Below are 1,780 nucleotides of genomic sequence, written 5' to 3' on the forward strand. Positions count from 1 at the left end.
ATTGAAATGCAGATTTTTAAATACTTTCTGAGATATATGAATACGAAGAAGGCTTTGTCTCGTTGGACAGTCTTTTATGTGGGATTACTGATAGTTTCGGTAATCTATAATAGTATCTATACTTTCCAGTTTTTTGATTTTTCCGATTTATTTATCAATTATCAGGGTGGATTTATCCGTAGAGGGTTGCTCGGAGAAATATTCTATCAGTTTTATCTCAAGGGAATCAATCCTGTCTATTTAGCTTATATAATCAGTTTACTATCATATATTGTTATAGTTGTGTATATGATACGCAACTTTCGTAAGCATGGTTATGCTTTAGAATTTTTACCAATTTCTTTCTTATTGGGTGGAATAGGTATTTTTGGTTTGGCTTTCTTTAGAAGAGATTTTATCATAATGTGTATATTTCTTCTGATCGTAAAACTTTGGAAGTCTTTACCTTTTCGTTGGTGGGTGTTGTGTGGTAATATATTGGCAATCTTAGCTGTGTTATGCCACGAACCCTTTGCTTTTTGGGCTTTTCCACTCCTGTTGTTGATAACTCGTTTAAAAGTTCGTTATTTGTGGAAAACTATCTGTTGTTGGATACCATCTATGCTAGTATTTTTACTCTGTCTTCATTTTTCAGGAAGTATGGAACAATATCTTTTGATACGTAAAAGTACTGAACCTTTCTTGGAATTTCCAAATGTGATGGATTTTCTTTCATATGATAAAGGATATGTTATGTTATTTCATCTTCATTATAATTTCTTGGATAAGGTATTCCATATTCCTAATATAATAGGTAGTGTGGTTAGTATAGTTTTGGCTATCTATATGAATACGATGATAAATACTGTGTATTGTTCTTCTAGTGATAAGAATCGGCAAGAAAACCTGTGTTATAGTACTTTATTTTTAGGGATTATGGTATGTTTAATTCCTATGTTTACTATATTGTCAACAGACTATACTCGTATCATCATGTATGCTTCTTTATCTTCTTACATCGTGTTATTTACTCTAAAGGAGGAAGATTTTAATGAATTGTTACCAAGTCTTTTGACGGGATACGTAGCTCACTTTTTGAAATGGATCAATCGAATTTTACCGCCATCTTATACTAAGATATGGTTACTGTTACTATGTGTGGGTACTGTAGAATGGACAGGTCAGGGTACATTTGGTCTGTTAAGAAACTCTGAGATAGGAAATGCTTTGTTGGTTATATATAAAGTTTCATTAAAGGTAATAAGTTTTCTATAGTGATATGTTCATAAAAAATAAAATTATGGTAAGTCTGAAAAAATATATTATAAAATGGTTAAAGATATTGCAAACTCCTATTGTTAAGGAGTTTCCTTTCTTTCTTTTATTCTTATTGGCAATTACGATTATGCCGATAAGATTTATTCCTTCGCACGTTCATTATTTTTTTATGAATCGTGTGTTCGATTTCTTTTTTATTGATTTTCCTAGAGCTGGAGCGATCTCTTATCTTTTTACCTTATTTGTTTTTTATATCCGAAACAGATTTATTAAGATAAGTCTTTACACTTTTGCGTTATTATTATTTGCTGTATGCTTGTTTTTGCATTTGGTGTTTAATAAAACTTTACAGCCAGATATTATTACTCTGATAGTTGAAACAAATAAAAGAGAAGCATCAGAGTTTTTGTATTCTTTTCTTTTATCTAAGGGAGGAATACTTACTTTGATTTTCTTGATATTTTATGTTGTATTAGTTGTTTTATGTGAGAGAAAAAAAGATAAAATCACTCTTTTCTTGAAA

Annotated in this window: 2 protein-coding genes; both read left to right on the top strand. The window is 30.2% G+C overall.

Annotated elements, in window-relative coordinates:
* A partial coding sequence (locus B2S90_RS06460; protein WP_286696753.1) for a hypothetical protein occupies positions 1–1,254 on the top strand: 1,254 nt, incomplete at its 5' end.
* A gap of 25 nt (positions 1,255–1,279) precedes the next feature.
* The coding region (locus tag B2S90_RS06465; RefSeq protein WP_286696754.1) for a hypothetical protein at positions 1,280–1,780 on the top strand (501 nt) is incomplete at its 3' end.

Source organism: Catenibacterium sp. UBA627 (assembly GCF_002299355.1).
GTDB classification, from domain to species: domain Bacteria; phylum Bacillota_I; class Bacilli_A; order Erysipelotrichales; family Coprobacillaceae; genus Catenibacterium; species Catenibacterium mitsuoka.